Annotated in this window: 22 protein-coding genes; 14 read left to right on the forward strand and 8 right to left on the reverse strand. The window is 63.2% G+C overall.

Annotated elements, in window-relative coordinates; translation table 11 throughout:
* Positions 1–44 precede the first annotated feature (44 nt).
* Genes ACO055_RS02715 through ACO055_RS02750 form a run of 8 tightly spaced genes read left to right on the forward strand, consistent with a single transcriptional unit; the run spans position 45 to position 8806 of the window.
* A complete protein-coding gene (locus ACO055_RS02715; protein WP_422061080.1) occupies positions 45–1907 on the forward strand; it encodes a 2-oxoacid:acceptor oxidoreductase subunit alpha in 1863 nt (620 codons plus the stop codon).
* Positions 1904–2941 carry a 2-oxoacid:ferredoxin oxidoreductase subunit beta gene (locus ACO055_RS02720; protein WP_422061081.1) on the forward strand — a complete coding sequence of 346 codons (1038 nt, stop codon included), beginning with the start codon at positions 1904–1906 and terminating at the stop codon, positions 2939–2941. The genes ACO055_RS02715 and ACO055_RS02720 overlap by 4 nt, the downstream gene beginning before the upstream one ends.
* Positions 2938–3492 (forward strand): hypothetical protein, encoded by a 555-nt coding sequence (locus ACO055_RS02725; RefSeq protein ID WP_422061082.1) that lies wholly within the window; start codon positions 2938–2940, stop codon positions 3490–3492. The genes ACO055_RS02720 and ACO055_RS02725 overlap by 4 nt, the downstream gene beginning before the upstream one ends.
* Before the next feature lie 36 nt (positions 3493–3528).
* Entirely contained in the window at positions 3529–3942 is a 414-nt protein-coding gene (locus ACO055_RS02730) for a hypothetical protein (RefSeq protein ID WP_422061083.1), read from the forward strand.
* Positions 3943–3963: 21 nt separating this feature from the next.
* Positions 3964–4914, forward strand: coding sequence for a metal-dependent hydrolase (locus ACO055_RS02735; protein WP_422061084.1), 951 nt, complete (start codon positions 3964–3966; stop codon positions 4912–4914).
* Positions 4915–4970: 56 nt separating this feature from the next.
* The gene (locus tag ACO055_RS02740; protein WP_422061085.1) at positions 4971–6296 is read left to right on the forward strand and encodes a cryptochrome/photolyase family protein; all 1326 of its coding nucleotides are present in this window, start codon (positions 4971–4973) and stop codon (positions 6294–6296) included.
* A 36-nt stretch (positions 6297–6332) separates the two neighbouring features.
* The gene (locus tag ACO055_RS02745) at positions 6333–7613 is read left to right on the forward strand and encodes a class I SAM-dependent methyltransferase (RefSeq protein ID WP_422061086.1); all 1281 of its coding nucleotides are present in this window, start codon (positions 6333–6335) and stop codon (positions 7611–7613) included.
* Positions 7614–7633: 20 nt separating this feature from the next.
* Positions 7634–8806, forward strand: coding sequence for a serine hydrolase domain-containing protein (locus tag ACO055_RS02750; RefSeq protein ID WP_422061087.1), 1173 nt, complete (start codon positions 7634–7636; stop codon positions 8804–8806).
* 4 nt (positions 8807–8810) lie between these two features.
* On the opposite strand, the gene ACO055_RS02755 is transcribed toward ACO055_RS02750, so the two are convergent.
* From ACO055_RS02755 to purF, 3 genes are all read right to left on the reverse strand, one after another.
* Positions 8811–9197, reverse strand: coding sequence for a hypothetical protein (locus tag ACO055_RS02755; RefSeq protein ID WP_422061088.1), 387 nt, complete (start codon positions 9195–9197; stop codon positions 8811–8813).
* Positions 9198–9259: 62 nt separating this feature from the next.
* Positions 9260–9994: an SDR family NAD(P)-dependent oxidoreductase gene (locus ACO055_RS02760; RefSeq protein ID WP_422061089.1), complete on the reverse strand. Its 735-nt coding sequence runs from the start codon at positions 9992–9994 to the stop codon at positions 9260–9262.
* A 4-nt stretch (positions 9995–9998) separates the two neighbouring features.
* Positions 9999–11456: an amidophosphoribosyltransferase gene (purF, locus tag ACO055_RS02765; RefSeq protein ID WP_422061090.1), complete on the reverse strand. Its 1458-nt coding sequence runs from the start codon at positions 11454–11456 to the stop codon at positions 9999–10001.
* Positions 11457–11598: 142 nt separating this feature from the next.
* On the opposite strand from purF, the gene hisI reads away from it, so the two are divergent.
* The 5 genes from hisI to ACO055_RS02790 all read left to right on the forward strand — a co-directional run bounded on the left by hisI (position 11599) and on the right by ACO055_RS02790 (position 16420).
* On the forward strand, positions 11599–11973 hold the full coding sequence (gene hisI, locus ACO055_RS02770) for a phosphoribosyl-AMP cyclohydrolase (protein ID WP_422061091.1): 375 nt from the start codon (positions 11599–11601) through the stop codon (positions 11971–11973).
* Entirely contained in the window at positions 11966–12517 is a 552-nt protein-coding gene (locus ACO055_RS02775; protein WP_422061092.1) for a hypothetical protein, read from the forward strand. The genes hisI and ACO055_RS02775 overlap by 8 nt, the downstream gene beginning before the upstream one ends.
* A 65-nt stretch (positions 12518–12582) precedes the next feature.
* Positions 12583–13014, forward strand: coding sequence for a MerR family transcriptional regulator (locus ACO055_RS02780; protein ID WP_422061093.1), 432 nt, complete (start codon positions 12583–12585; stop codon positions 13012–13014).
* A 64-nt stretch (positions 13015–13078) separates the two neighbouring features.
* The gene (locus ACO055_RS02785; RefSeq protein WP_422061094.1) at positions 13079–14881 is read left to right on the forward strand and encodes an acyl-CoA dehydrogenase C-terminal domain-containing protein; all 1803 of its coding nucleotides are present in this window, start codon (positions 13079–13081) and stop codon (positions 14879–14881) included.
* 45 nt (positions 14882–14926) lie between these two features.
* Positions 14927–16420: a phospholipase D-like domain-containing protein gene (locus ACO055_RS02790; RefSeq protein ID WP_422061095.1), complete on the forward strand. Its 1494-nt coding sequence runs from the start codon at positions 14927–14929 to the stop codon at positions 16418–16420.
* A 45-nt stretch (positions 16421–16465) separates the two neighbouring features.
* Here ACO055_RS02790 and ACO055_RS02795 read toward each other — a convergent pair whose 3' ends face one another.
* From ACO055_RS02795 to ACO055_RS02815, 5 genes are all read right to left on the reverse strand, one after another.
* Positions 16466–17317: an HpcH/HpaI aldolase/citrate lyase family protein gene (locus tag ACO055_RS02795; protein WP_422061096.1), complete on the reverse strand. Its 852-nt coding sequence runs from the start codon at positions 17315–17317 to the stop codon at positions 16466–16468.
* Positions 17317–17769, reverse strand: coding sequence for a MaoC family dehydratase (locus ACO055_RS02800; RefSeq protein ID WP_422061097.1), 453 nt, complete (start codon positions 17767–17769; stop codon positions 17317–17319). Before ACO055_RS02800 ends, ACO055_RS02795 begins: the two co-directional genes overlap by 1 nt.
* The gene (locus ACO055_RS02805) at positions 17769–19613 is read right to left on the reverse strand and encodes an acetyl/propionyl/methylcrotonyl-CoA carboxylase subunit alpha (protein ID WP_422061098.1); all 1845 of its coding nucleotides are present in this window, start codon (positions 19611–19613) and stop codon (positions 17769–17771) included. Before ACO055_RS02805 ends, ACO055_RS02800 begins: the two co-directional genes overlap by 1 nt.
* Positions 19610–19996: an endonuclease domain-containing protein gene (locus ACO055_RS02810; protein WP_422061099.1), complete on the reverse strand. Its 387-nt coding sequence runs from the start codon at positions 19994–19996 to the stop codon at positions 19610–19612. Before ACO055_RS02810 ends, ACO055_RS02805 begins: the two co-directional genes overlap by 4 nt.
* A 207-nt stretch (positions 19997–20203) precedes the next feature.
* A complete protein-coding gene (locus ACO055_RS02815; RefSeq protein ID WP_422061100.1) occupies positions 20204–21802 on the reverse strand; it encodes a carboxyl transferase domain-containing protein in 1599 nt (532 codons plus the stop codon).
* 146 nt (positions 21803–21948) lie between these two features.
* Between ACO055_RS02815 and ACO055_RS02820 the strand changes: the two genes are divergently transcribed.
* Positions 21949–24033, forward strand: coding sequence for a M13 family metallopeptidase (locus ACO055_RS02820; RefSeq protein WP_422061101.1), 2085 nt, complete (start codon positions 21949–21951; stop codon positions 24031–24033).
* The last annotated feature ends 6 nt before the right edge of the window (positions 24034–24039 follow it).

Below are 24039 nucleotides of genomic sequence, written 5' to 3' on the forward strand. Positions count from 1 at the left end.
GGCCGATGTCACAGGTTCGCAAGATTCAAAGGCAGACACAGAAAATGGCGACAGCGGTAGAGGACCGGGCCGACGAGCGGCAGTCCCCCCTTTCCGACGCAGTGGTGGTTCGATTTGCAGGCGATAGTGGCGACGGGATGCAGCTGACCGGCGGTCAGTTCACTCTTTCGTCTGCGCTCGCCGGCAACGACTTTGCGACCTTCCCCGATTTCCCGGCCGAAATTCGCGCGCCGCAGGGCACGCTATTCGGCGTTTCGGCATTCCAGATCAATTTCGGCTCCTCGGCGATCGAAACTGCGGGCGATGCGCCCGATGTCCTGGTTGCGATGAACCCCGCGGCGCTCAAGACCAATGTGCCGTCGCTCAAGCAGGGCGGGCTGATCATCGCCGACGAAGGCGAGTTCAACGATCGCAATCTCGCCAAGGCGAAATATGACGCGAACCCGCTCGACGACGGCAGCCTGGCGAAATGGCAGCTGCTCAAGCTCAACATCAGCCAGCTGACGATGGACGCCGTGAAGCCCTTTGGCCTTGGCAACAAGGAAGCGCTGCGCTGCAAGAATATGTGGACGCTGGGGCTGGCGCTGTGGATGTTCGACCGCGACCGACAGCCGCTGGTCGACTGGCTCAATGCGAAATTCGCAAAGGCGCCCGATCTTGCAGCCGCAAACATAGCGGCGCTCAATGCCGGGCACGCCTATGGCGAGACTGCGGAACTCGCTGGTCCGCTCAAACAGCATCATGTCGATCCCGCGCCGGTTGCGCCGGGCCTCTACCGTACGCTGACCGGGGCCGAAGGCATCGCGCTTGGCCTCGTCGCGGGTGCACAATTGGCAAAGCTGCCGATGTTCTTCGGTGGCTATCCGATCACGCCCGCGTCGGCGATCCTGCATCACCTGTCGCGGCTCAAGGAATATGACGTCACGACCTTCCAGGCCGAGGACGAAATCGCCGCGATCTGCTCGGCGATCGGCGCGAGCTATGGCGGCTCGCTCGGCGTGACCTCGTCGTCGGGTCCGGGCATCGCGCTCAAGGGCGAAGCGATGGGCCTTGCGATCATGACCGAGCTGCCGCTCGTCATCGTCAATTCGCAGCGCGGCGGCCCTTCGACCGGCCTGCCGACGAAGACCGAGCAGTCGGATCTCTATCAAGCCGTTTACGGCCGCAACGGCGACGCGCCGCTGCCGGTGATCGCGGCGCGCTCGCCCGGAGATGCATTCGACTGCGCGATCGAAGCGGTGCGCATCGCGGTGCAATATATGACGCCGGTGATGCTGCTGACCGACGGCTATATCGCCAATGCTGCCGAGCCTTGGGCGGTGCCCGACCTGGAAAGCTATGACGCCTTCCCGGTCGAGTTCCTGACCGAAGTGCCCGAAGGCGGCTTCAAGCCCTATGGCCGCGATGAAAAGCTCAAGCGGCCGTGGGTCAAGCCCGGCACGCCGGGGCTGCTGCATCGCATCGGCGGGATCGAAAAGGAAATCGATACCGGCCACATCAACTATGAATCGTCGAATCACCAGGCGATGACCGACATCCGCAAGGACAAGATCGACGGCATCAAGGTTCCCGATCAGGTCGTCGAACTCGGTGCCGAGGGCGGGAAGCTTGCGGTCGTCGGCTGGGGTTCGACCTTCGGCCCGATCCACCAGGCCGTGCGCCGCAAGCGCGCCGAAGGCGCCGACGTCAGCCACGTCCACATCCGCCACATTTGGCCGCTGCCCGCCAATCTGGGTACGCTGCTCAAAAGCTTTGACCGGGTCATCGTGCCCGAAATGAACACCGGCCAGCTCAAGACGGTGCTGCGCGACCAATATCTGGTCGATGCAAAGCCGGTGAACAAAGTGTCGGGCCAGCCCTTCACCATCGCCGAGATCGAAGCCGCCATCGAGGAGGCATTGAAGTGAACGAGATGACGACCATCGCGCGGACGACCACGCTCAAGGATTGGGAGACCGATCAGGAAGTGCGCTGGTGCCCCGGCTGCGGCGACTATGCCATCCTGAAGGCCGTGCAGCGCACGATGCCCGAAATAGGCACTGCGCCCGAAAATACCGTGTTCATCAGCGGCATCGGCTGCTCGTCGCGCTTCCCTTATTATATGGAAACCTATGGCTTCCATACGATACACGGCCGCGCGCCGGCGTTCGCCACGGGGCTGAAACTGGCCAATCCGGGCCTCGACATCTGGATCGTCACCGGTGACGGCGACGGGCTGTCGATCGGCGGCAACCACACGATGCACCTCATCCGCCGCAATCTCGATTGCCAGATCATGCTGTTCAACAACGAGATTTATGGCCTGACCAAGGGGCAATATTCGCCGACGAGCCGCGTCGGAACGACCAGCCCATCGACGCCCTATGGCTCGGTCGATCGCCCCGCGCAGCCCGCGGCCTTCGCGCTCGGCGCCGGCGCCCGCTTCGTCGCGCGCGGTTTCGACGTCTCGAAGGAACTGCCGAACGTGCTGAAGGCAGCGCATGCGCACAAGGGCGCGGCCTTTATCGAGATTTTCCAGAACTGTATCGTCTATAATAAAGACGTGTTCGAGGATTTTGCGGCGCCAAAGGGCGCCGAGGATCGCCAGCTCTGGCTCCAGCAAGGCGAACCGATGCTCTATGCCAAGGGCACGAAGGGTATCGCGCTCGACGTCGACGAATTGCATCTGAAGACTGTCGATGTCGTCGATGGCGATTGGCAGTCGGCGGGCGTGATCGTCCACGACGTTACCAATCGCAGCGTCGCGCACATGCTCGTGGAAATGCGCTTCGGCGAATTCCCGATGGCGCTCGGCGTCCTTTACGACGACCCGCGCCCGACCTTCGAGGCCGACGTCGTCCGCCAGAACAAGGCCGCGGCCGAAGGCAAGACCGCCGACCTGCAAAGCCTGCTCAAAAAGGGCCAGACCTGGACGGTGACCGAGGGCGGCCCCGAGCTGTGACAGCGGGGCGGGCAAGGCTGACGCTTTGCCCCGCCGCTCTTCTCGCGATTGCCGCAGCATCGTTGCACGCGCAGGAAGTCAGCGCCTTCCGCCCGACCTATTCGCTTGTCAGCGCGCAAGCGGTGGACTCGGTACAGTCGGATATCCCGCTGGACTGCCCTGACGGCTCGGTCTGCGTCGACAATCTGTCTTTCGGCTCCTTCGCTCATTCGAAGACTCTTGCCGGGCCCGACCTTGGCGAAAAATTTGGCGCGGCAATCGTGACCCATCTGCGGCTCCGCGATCAGCCGATGCTGATGATCGTCGAGAACCGGAGCGACGGGAGCAAGTTTGTCCGATCCTTCACGCGCGCGTCGCAAACTGGTGGGCAGACCTGTATCAGCCGGCTGGACGTCGATCAGCTCGATTTTCATCCGTCGGGAGCCGGGATCGACGTCAATTACCTCGATATCTGTGCGACAACCCCGCCCGTCTTTCCTTCGACAGAAGTGGTCGATGTTCGCGCGTCGACCATAAGCCCCGCCGATTTCAGGCGGAAAAAAGGCGGGTAGCGATTTTCGCTGAGGCCCAAAGGCAGTTCCGGCCCGGTGATTCTCGCCCTCATCGAGACAGAGCGCGGCTACCCCAACGGCGACTGGTATTGCGAACCTGATCCCGATCCCCAAAGCATCTGCCTCGGCGCTTCGATCGTGATCCATTCCGGCACAGTGGTGCGGCAATATGGCGGCAGCGCCAATGTCGATCCGCACTGGCGCGCGGCGAAATTCAAACAGATCGGCGCGCATGCCGTGCGCTGGGTCGAGGGAGGACGTTGGCTCGCGATTATCGAACAGACCGACGCCGATTATTATTACATCCAGTGGAAAGTCGACGCGAGCCGCGGACGATTTTGCCTGTCGCAGGTGATGATCGATCACTACGGGCTTGAAGCGGAGCCGGATTTCAAGCTCAATGAAGATGGCGACCACTGCTATCCGGTCGGCCTGTCCGATCGTCGATAATGACTGCAAAGGTGAGAGTGTTTGGACAATCTGACCCACAGCCTCGTCGGTGCCGTTCTGGGCCAGATGGGTCTCAAGACGAAGACCGGGCTCGCGATGCCGACGCTGATCATCGCGGCGAACATTCCCGATATCGACGCTGCCTGTGCAGTCTATGGTCAACTTTCGCTGTCGATGCGCCGCGGCATCACCCACGGCCCGATCGCACTGATCCTGCTTCCCATCCTGCTCTGGGCCGCGATGATCGGCTTCGACCGGTGGCAGACGCGGCGCGGCAAGCGTCCTGAAAACCGCTTGCCCATCCACAAGGGCTGGCTGCTCGCGCTCGCTTATGTCGGCTGCCTCAGCCACCCCGCGCTCGACTGGCTCAACAATTACGGGATTCGCCTGCTCGAACCTTTCAGCCATCGCTGGTTCTACGGCGACAGCATCTTCATCATCGATCTCTGGATCTGGATCGCGCTCGGGCTGTCGGTTTGGCTCTCGCTCCGCCGCGAGCGGGCAAAGGTCGCCGCGTGGACGCGCCCCGCCTGGGTCGGCTTCACGGCAGTTTGCGCCTATATCCTGTTCAACGGCGCGCTCACCGGCGTCGCAGAGCGTCAAGTTGCGGCTTCGCTGGATCGCGCGGGCCATCCCGACGCGCTTGTCGTTGCCAGCCCGCCGCCGCTGCAATTCTGGCGACGCGACGTCTTCTGGCGCAGCGGCAACCGCTACGGCACCGAAAGCTACAGCCTCGGGACCTACGAGGATATTGCGATCACCGGCACGCCCACCGGCATGGACGATCCGCGCGTCGCGCCGATGGTCGCCACCAGCCCGGTGGCAAAGGCGTTCCTGTTCTGGTCGCGCATGCCCGTCGCCAAATTCGACGCAGGGGGCCGTCTGATCCTGTCCGATCAGCGATTCGGGAACCCGCTGAGCCGAGGGCAGTTTGAGGTTATCGTTGACCCCAAGCTGGAGCCCGGGCCCTGACTTCCCCCTCGATCGTCTGGTTTCGCCGCGACCTCCGGCTCTCCGATCAGGCTGCGATGCTTGCGGCCGCGTCAGCGGGGCCGGTGATCCCGGTCTATATTCTCGACGACGAGACGCCGAAGCACCGCGCCATGGGAGCGGCGTCGCGCTGGTGGCTCCATCACAGCCTTGCCAGCCTCGATACCGCTCTGCGTGAAAAGGGATCGCGGCTAATTCTGCGCCGTGGCAAATGCGATGACCAACTTGCACAAATCGCAGAGGAATGCGGGGCGGAGGAGGTCCATTGCCTGCGTCACTATGAACCCTGGTGGCGCAACGCCGAGCGCGCCGTCGCCAGGCGGCTCGACCTGATCTGTCACGACGGCAATTATCTCGCGCCGCCGGGATCGGTGACGACGGGAACGGGCGGGCTTTACAAAATCTACACCCCCTTCTGGCGGGCGCTCAAGGAGCGCATGCCGCCGCCGGCGCCGTCCAACCGCCCGCGCGAGATCGCCGCACCGGCGACGTGGCCGATTTCCGACCAGCTTGCCGACTGGGACCTCCTCCCGACCAAACCCGATTGGGCCCTTGGTTTCAATCACCTATGGACACCCGGCGAGGAAAGGGCTCGCGAACGCGTTGCCGATTTCATCGACGAAGCGGGCGATTATGACCGTCGCCGCAACTTGCCGTCCGAAGACGGCAGTTCGTTCCTCTCGCCGCATCTCCACTTCGGCGAAGTCTCGCCCGCCTACATCTGGCACCGCCTGTCGGAAGCCTCTGGAAACATTGATGTCTTCCTGTCGGAAATCGCATGGCGCGACTACGCTCAAACTGTCATCCTCCAATTCCCCGACTATGGCGCAAGCAACGCACGCGGTACCTTCGACACTTTCCGCTGGCGCACCGGGAGCGAGGCCAGCGCCGATCTGAAAGCCTGGCAACAGGGGCGCACCGGCTATCCGATCGTCGATGCCGGGATGCGCCAGCTGTGGGCGACGGGCTGGATGCACAACCGCGTCCGGATGATCGCCGCCAGTTTCCTCATCAAGCATCTGCTGATCGACTGGCGCAAAGGCGAGCAATGGTTCTGGGATACGCTCGTCGATGCCGATTACGGCAGCAACAGCGTCAATTGGCAATGGGTCGCCGGGACGGGCGTCGATTCGAATATGTTTCCGCGGATCATGGCACCGCTGACGCAGTCGGAGAAATTCGACGCGGCCGATTATATTCGTGAATGGGTTCCAGAGCTTGCGGCGCTCGACGACCGGTCGATCCACGACCCCGACGAAGTCGGACGGCGGCCTGCGGGCTACCTACCCAAAATCATCGGACACCGCGAGGCGCGGGCTCGGGCACTTGCGGCGTATGACGTCATGAAGGCCTATGACAACTGATTGTCAGAAAGCCGCTTTTGCGGCAGGAAGGCTGGGATGAACACGCATGTCAGTCCCCGCCGCGGCAAGGAACTTCTCCGCGCAGACCGGGCGTTCCGCTCGGGAGGAGGGCTCGCGCGACTCATGGCGCGCGCGCCGGAGAGCTTCTTTCAACGCCAGCTCGACAAGATCGACAGCGGCCTCGCGTTCGGCACGGTCGAGGGGCATCTGCCCGACGGCAGCGTGCGCATTCTCGGCGGTCGCGGCAAAGGCCCCACCGCTGTGGTTCATCTCCACAATTGGGCAGCGCTGGTGCGCCTCGTTTTGTCGGGTTCGGTCGGCTGGTACCGCGCGTGGGAGGCCGGCGAGTGGTCGTCGCCAGATCCGGTGCCGCTATTCGATCTGTTCATGCGCAACGGGGAGACGCTCGGCAACGCCGGTCGGTCGCGCGGGCCGCTGCATTGGCTCAACCGCATCTCGCATTTTCTGAACCGCAACAGCCGCAGTGGAGCGAAGCGCAACATCCATGCGCATTACGATTTGGGCAATGATTTCTATCGCCTGTGGCTCGACGAGGGCATGAATTATTCGAGCGCGCTGTTCACCGATCCCGGTCAATCGCTTGAAGAGGCACAAACAGCAAAGATCGACGCAGTCCTCGACCGGCTCGACCTCCGTTCGGGAGGGCGGCTGCTCGAAATCGGCTGTGGTTGGGGCGCGCTTGCCGAGCGCGCGGTCGAACGGCACGATGTGCTCTATACCGGCATCACCCTGTCGCCGGCGCAGGCGCAGGTCGCCGAGGCGCGGCTGCGAACCACCGATCTCACCGATCGCTCGCGTATCGAGCTTTGCGATTATCGCGATGCCCACGGGCCTTATGATGCGATCGCCAGCGTCGAGATGGTCGAGGCGGTGGGACAGGCCTATTGGCCGGCCTATCTCGATGCGATCGCGCGGTTGCTGCGACCCGGGGGGCGTGCTGCGATCCAGTATATTTTGATCAGCGACGCGCTGTTCGAGCGCTACGCGGCGAGCACCGACTTCATTCAGGCCTATATCTTCCCGGGCGGCTGTCTGATCTCCGAAAGCCGCTTTCGTTCGCTTGCCGAAGAGCGCGGGCTCGCCTGGCGCGACGTGCGGCACTTTGGCAGCGGCTATGCCGAGACGCTGCGCCAGTGGCGCGAACGCTTCGATGCTGCCGCGGCGGCGGGTCAGCTTCCTGCGGGCTTCGACGATCGCTTCGTGCGTCTGTGGCGCTATTATCTGCAATATTGCGAGGGCGGGTTTCGTGGCGGCGGCATCGACGTCGCGCAAGTGACGCTGGAAAAACCATCCTGAAAACAAAAGGGGAGAGGGCAATGCGAAGACTTTTGGCAGCCGCGCTTTTGTGCGCGGCAGCGGGGATAAGCGTTCCCGCATCGACCCAGACCACCGACCATCTGCCAAAGGATCTGAATGTGCTGTTTTGGAGCCAGGACCAGCGTGACGCCGCCTTCCGCACGATGGAGACAGTCCCCAAAGTGGTTGTCCATACGATCAAGGCGGGCGGCAGCGTCTATCCGCTACCGCAGGGCAAGCCGCTCGACCTCGGTCTCGATATCGAAGCGCATATGGCGAAGCAGCGGAACGCCGGGCTGATCATCGTTCAGCACGGCAAGATCCGGCTCGAAAAATATGCGCTCGGCTATGGCGAAGCGGGACGCTGGACGAGTTTCTCCGTCGCGAAGAGTTTTACCTCGACGCTCGTCGGCGCGGCGGTCAAGGACGGGTATATCAAGAGCCTCGACGACAAGGTGACCGTCTATATTCCGGGCCTCAAGGGCTCGGCCTATGACGATGTCAGCGTGCGCCAGCTGCTGACGATGACTTCGGGCGTGAAATGGAACGAGGATTATACCGATCCCAAATCCGATGTCGCACAGTTCAATTTGCAGCAGCCGGTCACGGGCGAGGACATAACGGTCAGCTATATGAAGACCTTGCCGCGCGAAGCGCCCGCGGGGTCGAAATGGGTGTACAAGACCGGCGAGACGAATTTGATCGGCGTGCTCGTGTCGAGTGCGACCGGCAAGACGCTGTCCGAATATCTGTCCGAAAAGGTCTGGAAACCCTTTGGTATGGAACAGGATGCGGTCTGGATGCTCGGGCCGACAGGGCATGAAATCAGCGGCTGCTGCATGTCCGCAAGCCTCAAGGATTATGCGCGATTCGGCCAGTTCATCCTGAACGGTGGTGCGGCAGGTGGCCAAAGGGTCGTGCCCGACGACTGGCTATCCTCAGCGACCACGAAGCAAGCCGACATTGCCTTTCCTGGCCGCGGCTATGGCTATCAATGGTGGACGAACGACGACGGCAGCTTCGCCGCGCAAGGCATTTTCGGGCAGGGAGTTTTCATCGATCCTGCGCGCAAGCTGATCATCGCGTCGAACGGCAACTGGCCGACCGCCACCGATCCCGAAGGCGTCGGCCGCGCGCGCGAGGTCTTTTACAAGGCCGTACAGGCTGCGGTGGATCGAGAAACGAACAGGTAGGGCGTCAGGCGGCGACGGTCGCCGTCGCCCGCTGCGCTGCCCAGGCGGCCAGCATGGGGAGCCCGACGCCCAGCGCGATCATCCACCAGGTGTCGGCGAGCGTGACGGCCCGATACACGCCCGCACCGATCACAGCACCAGCGACGATCCAGCCGGCGCCGTTGCCGCCCGAGACTCGCATTGCGAGCCATCCGCCCGCGAACGTGCCGACGAACCAGCCGATCAGCAGCGCAATTGTCGATCCGATCGGGATCAAAACTTCTCCCGTTTCAAGATCATAGACATCAGGCGAGACTTCGCTGCCGGCATATTGCGCCAACCAGATCAAAGCAAACGCGACGATGATGCCGACGACGGTCGCAACAGCCGATCGCACGATATTGCTGTTCATTTCGATGCCTTTGCCAACGCTCGGATTATGCCCGCTATTGGCACAGAGTTGCAAAGATCGCGTTAAGCGTCTGCCATCACCTTGGGCAGAGCGTGGAAGTCGGTGCTGTCGAAACCGTCGACCATCAACTTGGCAACGAACTCGCCGACCGCGTCGGGATCCTTGATGCTCTGCGGATCCTCGCCGGGATAGGCGCGCGCGCGCATCTGCGTGCGGGTGCCGCCGGGGTCGAGGATGGCGGCGCGCAGGTTCGAAATGTTGCGCATTTCGGCGCCATAGCTCGTCACCAGCACTTCGAGCGCCGCTTTCGACGCCGCATAGGCGCCCCAATAGGCGCGCGGAGTGCGCGCGACGCCGCTCGTCAGCGCGATCAGGCGGCCGTTCGCGGCGCGGCGCAGGAGCGGGTCGAAATTGGCGATCATCGCCTGCTGGGCAATCAGGTTGAGTGTCAGCAAACGATTGAATTCTTTGCCGTCGATCGCTGCGACCGGGGTCAACGTGCCGAGCATGGCGGCGTTGAGCACGAGCATGTCGAGATGCTGCCAGCGTTCGGACATGGCGCTGGCCAGGCGAGCGATGCTGTCGCCGTCGGTCAGGTCGAGCGGAGCGATCGTCGCGCTGCCGCCGGCATTGTGGATGCGATCCTCCAGTTCTTCGAGACCGCCCGCCGTGCGCGCTGTAATCACGACATGCGCGCCGCGTGCGCCAAGCGATTCCGCGATCGCCGCGCCGATGCCACGGCTCGCCCCGGTCACGAGCGCAACCTGGCCCGCCAATTCTTCAGACTTGATGGTCATTGTGTCAAACAACCCGTTCGGCAAGCAGTGAAAATTGATCGTCGACGCTGTTCTCGTCAAAATCAGTCAGCGTCGTCGGATAGTCGCCCGTGAAGCAGGCGTCGCAATATTGCGGCGCGCGATCGTTGCGATCGACTTCGCCCAGCGCGCGATAGAGGCCGTCGATCGTCAGAAACGCCAGGCTGTCGGCGTTGATGAAGTTCGCCATCTGGCCGACCGTCATCTGAGCCGCGAGCAGCTTGGCGCGCTCAGGCGTATCGACACCGTAAAAACAGCTGTGCTGCGTCGGCGGGCTGGCGATGCGCATATGCACTTCGGCGGCCCCCGCATCGCGCATCATCTGGACGATTTTCAGGCTCGTCGTCCCGCGAACGATTGAATCGTCGATCAGAATCACGCGCTTGCCGGCGATCAGCGCGCGGTTCGCATTATGCTTCAACTTGACGCCCAGATGGCGAACCTTGTCGCCCGGCTGGATGAACGTGCGGCCGACATAGTGCGACCGGATGATACCGAGTTCAAAGGGAATGCCCGATTCCTGCGCATAGCCGAGCGCTGCGGGGGTGCCCGAATCGGGCACCGGGATCACCAGATCGGCATCGACCGGATTTTCGCGGGCCAGCTCGGCGCCGATCGCCTTGCGGACCGAATAGACGCTTGTGCCTTCGACGATCGAATCGGGGCGCGAGAAATAGACATATTCGAAGATGCACGGGCGCGCGGCACGCTCGCCAAACGGGCGGTGCGAGGTCAGTTCGCCATCGCGGATGATCACAAGCTCGCCAGGGTCGACCGATCGAACGAAATCGGCGCCGACCACGTCGAGCGCTACCGTTTCGGACGCGAGGATATACGCATCCGCCAGCTTGCCGATAACGAGCGGACGAATGCCCAGCGGATCGCGGCAACCTATCATGCCTTCAGCGGTGAGGCAGATCAGCGAATAAGCGCCTTCGACCTGTTTCAGCGCATCGATGAAACGGTCGAGCAATGTCCGATAGTTAGACGTCGCGACGAGGTGGATGATCACTTCGGTGTCGCTCGTCGACTGGAAGATCGAGCCGCGGCGGACAAGAACCTTCTTCAGCGCGGTCGCGTTGGAAATATTGCCGTTATGCGCCACGGCGAATCCGCCGGTGGACAGGTCGGCGAAGAGCGGCTGGACATTGCGCAGCGCGGTTTCGCCTGTCGTCGAATAGCGGACATGGCCGATCGACGAGGGACCGGCGAGCTGGCGCATGATGTCGTCGCGGTCGAAATTGCCCGCGACATGGCCCATCGCGCGGTGGGTATGGAAGTCCCTGCCGTCGAAGGCCGTAATGCCTGCGGCTTCCTGGCCGCGGTGTTGCAGGGCGTGAAGCCCCAACGCCACAACTGCGGCAGCGCTCTCGGCGCCGTAGATACCAAAAACGCCACACTCCTCGCGGAGCTTGTCGTCGTCGAAAGGATGGGTCGTCAGCATGTCGATCCAGCATGGAGGGGCGTTGACTGCCGCGCATATAGGGACGGTTGTTTGAAATGTCGCCCCCCATATTCACGCAATTGTCACGCGAGCACGGCGGACGGGGTGACAGCGGCTCATTTCCTGCTCTAAAGCGCTGCCTATGGATCAGAAAAGCGACGAAACCGACCGCTTCCAGCCGCGCTTCGATGCCGCAGGGCTTTTGACCGCGATTGTCACCGACGCCGATACGGGCACGCTGCTGATGGTCGCGCACATGAATGAGGATGCAATCCGGCTGACTCAGCAGACCGGCTATGCCCATTTCTGGTCGCGGTCGCGCCGTTCGCTGTGGCTCAAGGGCGAGACGTCGGGCAACCGGCTGGCGCTGGCCGAGATGCGCGTCGATTGCGATCAGGACGCGCTGCTGCTGCGGGTGAAGCCCGAAGGGCCGGCATGTCATACCGGGCGTCGCTCTTGCTTCTATCGCCGCGTCGAGGCCGACGGGACGCTGACGTTCCTGAGCGACGATGCCTGATATCCGGCTCGCGCTGCTGTTCGGGGCTCTGCTCGTCACCGCGTGCGACCGGTCGGCGCCCGATGCGAACAACCCCGATGCGAACAACGGGATCGATACCGATAATCCTCTGGAGGTCGCGGCGCGCGCACGCGGCGTCGTGCGTCCGGACACGGCAACGCCCACGGGGGTCTTCGAACGCGCGCACGATCTTGGTCGCGACGCGATGTGCGTCGTCTCCGACGGTGCCGGGCAGTGGCGCTTCACCGTCACCGCATCCTATGGGCCAGGGCTATCATGCATCGCGAAGGGAACGATGGCGCGCGACGGCGATGGGTGGCGAATGCGGTTCGCGGGAGCGGACGGCTGCGAAGCGGTCGTTCGCGAAGAGGACGATGAGCTGCGGCTTCCGGGTCGCTTGCCTTCGCAATGCGACAATCTCTGCCCCGCGCACGCTTCGCTCTCGGGGCTTTTCCTGCCGCGGGCAAGTTGGGACCAGGCTGACGCGAAACGCTTGCAGATGCGCGACAAACGCGGCAATATCGTCCTGCCTTGCAGCGATTGACCGGGGCGATTCCACAAAATCCCACCAGCCTTGACGTTCACGTCAACGGAAACTATTCTCGCTCAATGACCGAAGAATACGGCCACGCCCACATCGACACGCCCGATCACCTCGGTCGCGACCAGTTCAGTATCACCGATCTTTCGACCGAATTCGGCGTGACCGCGCGCGCGCTTCGTTTCTACGAAGACGAAGGGCTGATCAGCCCGTCGCGCAAAGGCCTGTCGCGCATCTATTCGAAGCGGGATCGGGCCCGGCTGGCCTGGATCTTGCGCGCCAAGCGCACGGGTTTCAGTCTTGCCGACATTCGCGAGATGATCGACCTTTACGATGTCGGCGACGGCCGCAAGCTGCAACGGCAGGTGACGGTCGAGAAATGCCAGCAGCGCATCAGCCTATTGCAGAGCCAGCGCGACGATATCGACAGCGCTGTCGAGGAACTGACACGCTTCATCGATATGGTGAAAAAGGTCGATGCCGGCGAAAAAGTGCGCTGAGCTTCGGCTTCGCAGCCTCCCCGGGCGAAAGTATAACCAACCCCGCTTTCCAGAAAGATGAGTCATGCCCGCGTATCGTGCCCCCGTCCAAGACACGCTATTCCTGATCAACGACGTCCTCGGGATCGAACGCTATGCGGGTTTGCCGGGGTTCGCGAACGCCTCTCCCGATATGGTCGAGGCGGTGCTGACCGAGGCGGGCCGATTCTGCGAGGAAGTGCTGTTCCCGATCAATCTTTCGGGCGATCTCGAAGGCTGCACGCGGCACGACGACGGCTCGGTGACGACGCCGTCGGGCTTCAAGGAAGCCTACAAGGCCTATTGCGAGGCTGGCTGGACGCTGCTGACCCAGCCTGAGGAGTTCGGCGGGCAAGGGCTGCCGCACGTCATCGGTTTTCCGGTTGAGGAATATCGCATGGCCGCAAACCAGGCGTTCGCCATGTATCCCGGCCTGACGCAGGCGGCGGTCGCGGCGATCCTCGTCAAGGGCTCGGACGAACAGAAAGCGACCTATGCACCCCGCATGATCTCGGGCGAGTGGGGCGGTACGATGAACCTGACCGAGCCGCATTGCGGCACCGACCTTGGCCTTATCCGAACGCGCGCGGTTCCGAACCCCGACGGCAGCCATGCGGTCACCGGCACCAAGATTTTCATTTCGTCGGGCGAGCACGACCTCACCGACAATATCATCCACCTCGTGCTCGCGAAGACGCCCGACGCGCCCGACGGCGTCAAGGGCATCTCGCTGTTCATCGTGCCCAAATATCTCGTCAACGCGGACGGTTCGCTTGGCGAGCGCAATATGCTCCAGTGCGGTTCGATCGAGCACAAGATGGGCATCCACGCCAACTCGACCTGCGTGATGAATTATGACGGCGCGAAGGGCTGGATGGTCGGTGAGGAGAATAAGGGCCTCGCCGCGATGTTCGTGATGATGAACGCCGCGCGCCTCGGCGTCGGCATCCAGGGCCTCGGCCAGGCCGACATCGCGTTTCAGAATGCCGTCCAATATGCGCAGGATCGCCGCCAGGGTCGCGCGCTGACAGGCCCGCAGGATCCCCAGGAAAAGGCCGACCCGCTGTTCGTTCATCCCGACGTGCGCCGCATGCTGATGGACGGCAAGGCCGTCGTCGAAGGACTGCGCGCGCTCTGCCTCTGGGGGGCGTTGCAGGTCGATCTGGCGCACGTCGCCGAGACCGAGGAAGAACGCCAGAGCGCCGACGATCTGGTCAGCCTGCTGACCCCGGTGATCAAGGGCTATGGCACCGACAAGGGGTATGAGGTCGCGACCAACGCGCAGCAGGTGTTCGGCGGCCATGGCTATATCGAAGAGCAGGGCATGTCGCAGTACGTCCGCGATGCCCGCATCACCATGATCTATGAGGGCGCGAACGGCGTTCAGGCGATGGATCTCGTGGGGCGCAAGCTCGCGCAGAACGGCGGCCGTGCGATCCAGGCGTTCTTTGCGATCGTCGACGAGGAATGCACGCGCGCCAAGGCCGACGAGGCGCTCGCCGATTTCGCGGCCCGCCTTGAAAAGGCGAATGCCGAACTCAAGGCCGCGACGATGTGGTTCATGCAGAATGGTATGGCGAACCCGAACAATATCGGCGCCGGCGCGCACCATTATATGCACATCATGGGCATCGTCGCGCTGGGTTCGATGTGGCTGATGATGGCAGAAGCCGCGCAAAAGGCCCTCGCCGAGGGGCGTGGTAACAAGGCTTTCCTCGAAGCCAAGCTCGTGACCGCGCGCCACTTTGCCGAGCGGTTCATGCCCGACGCGGGCGCGCTCCGCCGCAAGATCGAGGCCGGCAGCGACGCGATGATGGCTCTAACGCCCGAGCAGTTCTTCGCTGCCTGACCCGCGCCTGTGCAACCTTCGCCGCCGCCATGCGTGGAGGCGGCGATGAGCAACAGCGACTTGGCACCGATCGTCGTCGAAGGCCGCAATTGCTGGCGGATCGCGCGCGCCGACAAGGCGCGGATGATTGTCGATGCCGCCGATTATTTCGCGTTGCTCGAACAGCTCATGGCCGATGCGAAGGAACGCATCCTGCTCATCGGCTGGGATTTCGATCCGCGCATCGCGCTGAAGCCTGACAAGAATGGCAAGGGCGAACCGCTCGGAGACTATCTGCTGCGGCTGGCCAAGAATTGTCCCGAGCGCGATATCGATATTCTCCGCTGGAATTTCGGCGGGTTGAAGCAATTCGCGATGCCGCGCATCGTGTCGATGATCGCGCGGTGGAAGCTGACGCGGTCGATCAGCTTTCGTCTCGACAGCGCACACCCCGTCGGTTGCAGTCATCATCAGAAGGTTGCGGTTTTCGACGATCATCTAGCGGTTTGCGGGGGGATCGACGTCGGCGCACGCCGGTGGGACACGCGCGATCATGCCGACGGCGATCCGCACCGCACCGCCCCCGACGGCAAAGCCTATATGCCGTGGCACGACAGCACGATGATATTGGCGGGTCCCGTCGGCAATGCGCTCGCCGAACTGGGCAACGAGCGTTGGCAACGTGCGACGAAGAAGGCGCTGCGCGAACTGAAGGGCGAGGGCGAAAATTGGCCCGACGATCTCGAAGCCGATTTCGAGGGCGTTGACGTCGCCATCTCGCGTACTCGCGCCGAGTATGACGGCTACGCCGAGATCCGCGAGATCGAGCAGCTTTACCTCGACATGATCGCCGCGGCGAAACGCTTCATCTATTTCGAGAATCAATATTTTACCTGCGGCAAGATCGCCGCAGCGATTGCCGAACGATTGAACGAGGATGACCCGCCCGAATTCGTGATGGTAATGCCCGAGAGCGCCGATGGCTGGCTCGAGCAAGTGGCGATGGATGCGGCGCGTGTGCAGCTGGTGCGCGCGGTTGCAAAGTCGAAGCATGGTGACCGGCTGAAGGTCTATTATCCGCGGACGCAGGCGGGCGAGCCCATCTATGTCCACGCCAAGACTGCGGTCGTCGATGACCGCGCTATCCGTATCGGTTCGGCGAACCTCAACAACCGCTCGATGGGGCTCGACAGCGAATGCGATGTCACAATCGACACGGCTCTGCCGGCCAATCGCGGCGTTGAGCCGACGATCCGGCGCCTCAGGGAGTCGCTGATCGCCGAGCATCTCGACGTTGCGCCGGAAGATGTGGCACGCAGCTTTGACGCCACCGGCTCGCTCATTGCGACGATCGAGGCGCTGCGCGGCGACGGGCGGTCGCTCGAATTGCTCGATCTCGTCCCGCCGGGGCCCTTGGACAAATTCATTGCCGAGAATGAATTGCTCGACCCGACCAGCCCCGATGCAATGTTCGAAAGCCTTACCGAACGCGGCTTGAAGAAAAGTTGGCACAGCGGTCGCAAATGGATGCGGCGGCATCGGCCGTTCGGGCGGTCATAATTTATACGTGCGTGCGTTTTCGCGAAAGCGGAAGTCCATGTGGCGCTAATCGGCCAGCGACAGGATATGCTGCGCCTGCTTCAGGTGCGGCGCATCGACCATCTTGCCGTCGACCTGCAAAACGCCCACGCCCGGATTGGCAGCAAAGGCATCGACGATCGCCTGCGCACGCACGACTTCGTCGCCGGCAGGCGTAAAGGCCGCGTTGATCGGCTCGACCTGCGACGGATGGATCGCCATCATGCCGGTGAACCCGTCGCGCCGCGCGCGCGCCGCATAGGCGGCCAGGCCGGCTTCGTCCTTGATCGCGGGAAAGACCGTATCGATCGCCGCAACGCCCGCGCCATGCGCCGCGAACAACGTCAGCGCGCGCGCAACCTCATAAGGCGAAGTATAGCTGCCGTCGTCGTGCCGGCTTGTCGTCGCGCCGATCGCGGCGGGCAGATCCTCGGCGCCCCAGGTCAGCCCGAGCAACCGGTCCCTCACTTCGCGATAACTGCCGAGCGTGAAGATCGCGGACGGCGTTTCGGTCGCGATCGGCAGGATTGCTGGCAACGAGACGTCGCGCGCGGATTCGCTGCGCAGAATCGTGTCGAGTTGCTGGATGCTCGGCGCGCCTTCGGCCTTGGGCAGCATGATCGCGTCGGGGCGTGCTCCCGCGATCGCGGCGACGTCGGCGGCGGTCATATGTCCATCGAGCGGATTGACCCGCACCAGCGTCACGACCTCGCGGTCACCGAGCAGATATTCCGCGACCGCAGCGCGCGCGGCCTCCTTGTTCGCAAGCGCGACCGAATCCTCCAGGTCGAGAATGATCGCATCGGCGCCCGAGGCGGCGGCTTTGGCAAAGCGTTCGGGCCGGTCGCCCGGGACGAAAAGAAGCGAACGCAGGCGCATCAGGCACCCTTTCCTTTGATCAATGCCGCCCGCTCGCACTGGCATACGACGTCGCCGCGCTGATTGATACAACGATGCAGGAACGTCACGATGCCCGATCCGGGGCGCGACTTCGATTCCTTCAGACCGATCACTTCGGTTTCGGCGCGCAGCGTGTCGCCGATGAACACCGGCTTGGGCATCACCAGCTTGTCGTACCCCAGGTTCGCGACGAGCGTGCCCAGCGTCGTATCGCCGACCGACAGCCCGACCATCAGACTGAACGTGAAGGTGCCGTTGACCAGGATCTGCCCGAACTCGGACGCCTTCGCCGCCTCGGCATCGAGGTGCAAAGGCTGTGGATTGTGCGTCATCACCGTAAAGAGCAGATTGTCGGTCTCGGTCACCGTCCGGCGGATTTCATGGACGATCGTCTCGCCGATTGCCCATTCGTCGAAATGCTTGCCTGCCATCAGCCTTCTCCCGCCTCGATCTTCGCGAGCAATGCCTCGACCTGCACCTGCGCTCCCGTGACCGCATTCAGTTCGGCGACGACCCCGTCGAACGGCGCGGTCAGACTGTGCTCCATCTTCATCGCCTCGAGCGTCAGCAGCTTCTGGCCCTTGGTTACCGTGTCACCCGCCGCAACATCGACCGCGATGATCTTGCCCGGCATCGGCGACAGGATGGCGCCGTCGCTGGCACCGCCGCCAGTGCCGCCCACAGCACGCCAGGGCGTCAGCTGCCACACCGAACCACTTTCGGCGATCAGCATCGCCGGAGCGGGCTCCTCGCTTCCGGGGCCGTGAAGCGCCACCTCGACCCGCTTGCCGTCGATCAGGAAAGGCGCCGTGCGGACATCGGGGGCATTGAGGCGAAAGCCCGCCTGCGGGACACGCGGGACCATCGCCATCGCGGCATTGGTCAGCGCGGCTTCCGACGGAACCGGCTCGGCAGTCATGGCATCGCCGTCGCGGCCGATCAGTCCGGTGTCGACCGTTCCGGCGATGAAGTCGGGGTGGTCGAGCGCGCTCAACAGAAAAGCCGAATTGGTCTTCACCGGCCAGACCGCGCTGTCTTCCAGCATCTCCGACAGCGTCAGCCGCGCCTCTTCACGATCCTCGCCATAGGCGATGACCTTGGCGATCATCGGGTCATAGAAGGGCGAAACCTCGGCGCCTTCATAGACGCCGGTGTCGATCCGCCCGCCGTCATGCTCCGCGAGCTGAAACAGTTCGAGGGTGCCGATCGAGGGCAGGAAGCCCTTCGTCGGATCTTCCGCATACAGCCGCGCCTCCATCGCCCAGCCGTCGATGACGAGTTCGTCCTGCGTCAGCGGGATCGGCTCACCCGACGCGACGCGGAGCTGCCATTCGACCAGATCGACGCCGGTAATTTCCTCGGTCACCGGATGCTCGACCTGCAACCGCGTGTTCATTTCCATGAACCAGATGCGGTCGGCGCGCAGCCCTTCGCTGGCGTCGGCAATGAACTCGATCGTTCCGGCACCGACATAGTCGACCGCCTTTGCGGCGCGCACCGCGGCGGCGCAGAGTTGCTCGCGGGTCGCTTCGTCCATGCCGGGGGCAGGGGCTTCCTCGATCACCTTCTGGTGTCGACGTTGCAACGAACAGTCGCGCTCGAACAGATGAACGACATTGCCGTGCGTATCGCCGAACACCTGCACCTCGATATGGCGCGGGGTCAGAATATATTTCTCGATCAGCACATGGTCGTTGCCGAACGACGCCGCCGCTTCGCGCTGGCACGAAGCGAGCGCATCGAGGAAATCCGCCGCGGCATCGACCTTGCGCATCCCCTTGCCGCCGCCGCCCGCGACCGCCTTGATCAGAACGGGGTAGCCGATCTGCGCGGCCTGCTCGGCCAGGAAGGCGGGGTCTTGGTTCTCGCCCATATAGCCGGGCGTGACGGGCACGCCCGCTTCGGCCATCAGCGTCTTGGCAGCATCCTTGAGGCCCATCGCCGTGATCGACGAAGGCTTCGGCCCGACCCACACGAGTCCGGCATCGGCGACCGCTTGCGCGAACGCGGCATTCTCCGACAGGAAACCATAGCCCGGATGGATCGCCTCGGCCCCCGTCTCCTTCGCCGCGGCGATGATCTTCTCACCGATCAGATAGGATTCACGCGCTGGTGACGGCCCGATATGCACCGCCTCGTCGGCTTGCCGGACATGCAGCGCCTTGGCATCGGCGTCCGAATAGACCGCAACGGTCCGAATGCCCATCTCGCGCGCGGTGCGGATAATGCGGCAGGCAATTTCGCCGCGATTGGCGATGAGGAGGGATTTGATCATGGGCGATCTTCCACGGAACGCGAGGGGGGACCATCCAAAGGATGGTGGAGGGGCCGCAAGCTATCGGCGAACGTCGCGATGGATTGGGCAACCGCCGCCGCGTCCTGCAAAACTTCACTCGCTGCTATTCGCACGATATCCCATCCCTTCTGATTCAAAATCCGGTCGCGCCGCGCGTCTCGTTCGGGGCGGTCGGTCAAGTCATGCGCCAGCCCATCTACCTCGATGAGCAGGCGCTTTTCGACGCAATCAAAGTCCGCCACATAATCGAGAACGGGAAATTGCCGGCGAAACTTCAGTCCCGTTCGACCTCCACGCAGTTCGCGCCACAACAATATTTCGGGCAATGTCAGCTCGCCGCGAAACTTCCGGGCGAGCCGCACCGTCTTTTCGTCAGCGCCTATTGTCCGATGCCGCGCACGCCCCAATTCCTCCCCGGAACGGGGAGGGGGACCATCCGAAGGATGGTGGAGGGGTCGCGGCTTATCGCACATGCGCGGGTGCCAGAGGGAGAGGTTCCGGCCCCTCCGTCACCGCTTCGCGGTGCCACCTCCCCGTTCCGGGGAGGAAGGAGGTTGTCATTGCCACGATTACATCCTGAACACGCCGAAGCCGCGGTCCTCGACCGGGGCGTTCAGCGTTGCCGAAAAAGCCAGCCCAAGCACATCGCGCGTCTGCGCCGGGTCGATGATGCCATCGTCCCACAGCCGCGCGGTCGCGTGATAGGGATTGCCTTCGTCCTCATATTTCTGACGGATCGGTACCTTGAAGGCTTCGGCTTCTTCGGGCGTCCATTTGTCGGCGTCGCGGTGAACCGTCGCCAAAACCGACGCGGCCTGTTCGCCGCCCATCACGCTGATCCGCGCGTTAGGCCAGGTAAAGAGGAAGCGCGGCGAATAAGCGCGCCCGCACATGCCATAATTGCCCGCGCCAAAGCTGCCGCCGATCAGCACGGTGATCTTTGGCACCGTCGCGGTCGCGACCGCCGTCACCAGCTTCGCGCCATGCTTGGCGATCCCCTCGGCCTCATATTTGCCGCCGACCATGAAGCCCGAGATATTCTGAAGGAAGAGCAGGGGGATGCGCCGCTGCTGCGCCAGTTCGATGAAATGCGCGCCTTTGACGGCGCTTTCGCTGAACAGCACGCCGTTGTTCGCGAGGATCGCAACCGGGATGCCCCAGATATGCGCGAAGCCGCAGACGAGCGTGCTGCCATATTGCGCCTTGAACTCGTGAAACTCGCTCGCGTCGACGATGCGCGCGATCACCTCATGGACATCATAGGGTGCGCGCACGTCCTGCGGCACGATGCCGTACAGATCTTCGGCGTCATATTTCGGCGGCCGCGGTTCCTTGATCTCGACTTCGAAACCCGTGTTCGCACCCAGATGGCTCGCGATGTCGCGAACGATCGTCAGCGCATGCTCGTCATTCTCGGCAAGATGGTCGACGACGCCCGACTTTTTCGCGTGCAGATCGCCGCCGCCCAGATCCTCTGCGCTGATCTCTTCACCCGTCGCGGCCTTCACCAGCGGCGGACCCGCGAGGAAGATCGTGCCCTGACCGCGCACGATCACCGTCTCGTCGCTCATCGCGGGGACATAGGCGCCGCCCGCCGTGCAGCTTCCCATCACGCACGCGATCTGCGGAATGCGCTTCGCCGACATATTCGCCTGGTTGAAAAAGATGCGCCCGAAATGGTCGCGGTCGGGAAAAACCTGATCCTGGTGCGGCAGGTTCGCGCCGCCGCTGTCGACGAGGTAGATGCAGGGCAGGCGGTTCGCCTCGGCAATCTCCTGCGCGCGAAGATGCTTCTTCACCGTCATCGGATAATAGGTGCCGCCCTTCACCGTCGCGTCGTTGCAGACGATCATCGCTTGCTTGCCCGATACGCGGCCGATGCCAGCGATCATTCCCGCGCCAGGGATTTCGCCTTCATACATATCGCACGCGGCGAGCTGGCCGATCTCGAGGAAGGGTGAGCCCGGATCGAGCAGTCGCTCGACGCGCTCGCGCGGCAGCAATTTGCCGCGGCTTGCATGTCGCTCGCGCGACTTCTCGTTGCCGCCGAGCGCAGCCTCCGCGACGCGGGCGTAGAGCTCGTCGCGCAGGCCGCGATTGTGCGCAGCATTGGCGCGAAACGCCTCGCTGTCGGCGTTGACCATCGTTCCCAAAACTGGTGCGCTCACGTCGCATTCTCTCCTCTGCCGGCACGATGGATTACCCCGCCGCTCGTCGATTGAAAAGGACCGCACGCCGAAATTGGTTGGCATTGAAACCAGTTTGTCACAGGCCTATGCCCGCTGCGTGCCGCCCCAAGAACAAGGTTAGTCCTATGAAAAAAGCCGTCTTTGCCATCCTGCTTTCGACCGCCGCTATCGTCGCGGGTCCTGTCGCCTGTTCGAAGGGCGACAAGGAAAGCGCGGCCTATACCGTCGGCACCGAGCTTGGCATCAGCAAGGCCGCGATGGACGCGAGCGTGAAGCCGGGCGACGACTTCTACGCCTATTCCAACGGCAACTGGCAAAAGACGACCGCAATCCCCGCCGATCGTTCGTCGATCGGCGCGTTCTACATCGCCTTCCTCGAAACCGAGAAGCGCACGCGCGAACTCGTCGACGCCATCGTCAAAAGCGGCGGCGATCCCACGACCGACGACGGTCGCATTGCCGCCTTCTACAAGGCCTACACCAACATCCAGGCGATCGACGCAGCAGGCCTGAAGCCTGTCGAAGCCGACCTTGCCCGTTTCGCCGCGATCACCGACAAGGCAGGCCTGTCGAAAGCGCTTGGCGAACAGACGCGGGCCGATGTCGATCCGCTGAACGCGACCGATTTCGAGACCGAAAATCTGTTCGGCATCTTCATGACTCAGGGGCTTGCGACCCCCGGCGAAGTGATCCCCTATGTGTTGCAGGGCGGGCTCGGGATGCCCGAGCGCGAATATTACCTCTCGGGCGACGCGAAGATGGCGAGCATCCGCACGGCCTATAAGACCTATGTTGCCAAGCTGCTGACCGAGGCAGGCATCGACGATGCCGATGTCAAGGCTGGCCGCATCTACGACCTCGAAGTCAAGATCGCGAAAGCGCATTCCAGCCGCGAACAGAGCGGGGATTTCACCAAATCGGCGGGTGTCTGGACCAAGGCCGACTTTGCGAAGAAGGCCCCGGGAATCGACTGGGACGCCTATTTTGCCGCCGCTGGCCTCGACAAGGCTGCCAAATTCGGCGCCTATCACGCGACTGCGATCACGGGCCTTTCGGCGCTTGTTGCGTCGGAGCCGCTCGATGCGTGGAAGGATTGGCTGATGTTCCACCAGATCAACGGCCACACCGACGTGCTGCCGACGAAGCTCGATGACGCCCACTTTGCCTTTTACGGCACGACGCTTGCGGGCACACCGGAGCAGCGCAACCGCGACAAGCGTGCGCTCGACGCGCTCAATGCCGATCTCGGCGATGCGGTCGGCCGCGTCTATGCCGAGAAATATTTCCCGGCGTCGGCGAAGGCCGAAGTGGGCGACATGGTAAAGGGCATCAAGACCGCCTTCGCCAAGCGCGTCGAGACCATCGACTGGATGGCCCCCGAGACCAAGAAGGAAGCGATCAAGAAGGTCGAGACGATCGTCGTCGGCGTCGGCTATCCCGAGACGTGGCGTGACTATGGCAGCTACACCGTCAGCGCCGACAACGCCTATGCGAATCAGGTCGCGGGGCAAAAGGCCGAATATGCGCACCAGCTCGCCAAGATTGGCAAGCCGATGGACAAGGCCGAATGGTGGATGACCCCGCAGACGGTCAATGCGGTCAATCTGCCGGTCCAGAACGCGCTGAACTTCCCCGCCGCGATTCTGCAGCCGCCCTTCTTCAACGCCAAGGCCGACCCGGCGTATAATTATGGCGCGATCGGCGCGGTGATCGGGCACGAGATCAGCCACAGCTTCGACAACAACGGCGCAGCGTTCGACTCGACCGGTGCGCTGCGCAATTGGTGGACCGCGGCCGACCTTGCGAAGTTCAATGCCGCGGGCGCCGCGCTTGCTGCGCAATATGACGGGTACAAGCCGTTCCCCGACCTCGCGCTCAACGGCAAGCTGACGCTCGGCGAGAATATCGCCGACGTTGCCGGCCTTCAGGCGGCCTATGACGCCTACCGCGCCTCGCTGAACGGCAAGGAGGCGCCAGTGATCGACGGCTTCACCGGCGACCAGCGTTTCTTCATTGCCTATGCGCAGACGTGGGCGACGAAGATGCGCGACGAGGCGCTGCGCGCGCGCGTCGCGACAGACGGTCACGCACCGGGCATGTACCGCGCGCTCACCGTCCGCAATCTCGACGCCTGGTACAAGGCGTTCGACATCAAGGAAGGCGACAAGCTCTACCTCGCTCCCGACAAGCGCGTCCGCGTCTGGGGCTGAACGGCA

This window comes from Sphingopyxis sp., from assembly GCF_965227415.1.
In the GTDB taxonomy this organism is placed as follows: Bacteria; Pseudomonadota; Alphaproteobacteria; order Sphingomonadales; family Sphingomonadaceae; genus Sphingopyxis.